The organism is Actinomyces sp. S6-Spd3, assembly GCF_000758755.1.
Taxonomy (GTDB): domain Bacteria; phylum Actinomycetota; class Actinomycetes; order Actinomycetales; family Actinomycetaceae; genus Pauljensenia.
In genome coordinates this window covers 1-650 of record NZ_JRMV01000155.1, presented here as the reverse complement: position 1 = coordinate 650, position 650 = coordinate 1, and the positions used below count along the sequence as shown (strand labels likewise).

Annotated in this window: 1 protein-coding gene; it reads right to left on the bottom strand. The window is 52.2% G+C overall.

From position 1 onward, the window contains the following. On the bottom strand, positions 1-650 hold a 650-nt coding region (locus HMPREF1627_RS00925), incomplete at both ends, for a hypothetical protein (RefSeq protein ID WP_034500371.1).

The following is a 650-nucleotide window of genomic DNA, read 5'->3' as shown; positions in this document are numbered from 1 at the left end:
AGGAGAGCTAGGGTTGCTATACCGATCCCAGCCTTGAAGAGCGGGAGAGTGAAGCCGCATTGAATGGTCGTAGCATCTGAAACGGCTGCAGATAGTAAACCAGCTCGACTAGACACCGGAATCGGCTTGTTATCAGCGGAACAAGACCACCCATCAACCGCCGGGGTAGCCAAGACGAATTCCCCAGAAACTGGCTGCGCAAAAGTAGCCGTTACCTTTTCTGCCTGAATCACAAGGCCAGATGGGCCCACAATTTTCTCTGTGCCGCGCAGGTATGCGTCAATATCGGCGCAACCAACAAACAGGTTTTGATTTAGTGTTCTGTCCGCTGTCATATGCAGCGTGAAACTTTGGGTAGCTTCGGTGGCTCGGCCCATCTCGCCTAGCAGGCCGTCCGAAGAAGCGGCAATACCGTTCGCTTCCTCAATTTTGTATCCCGTTGGCATGGAGGAATGCCGGTCATAGTTATGCACACCGGCAAATACTGTTGTGCCCGGCTTACATGACGTGGAAAACAAGTAGGTTTCGCCCTCGCGCAGTTCCGTTTCCTCTGCAAGAGTCGCGGCGTTTTTAACGCTAACAGGCTCGAAATGGTACAGATTTGGTGCGTTACTAAGAGATGAACGGCTTTCATATTCTGTGGGCATTGC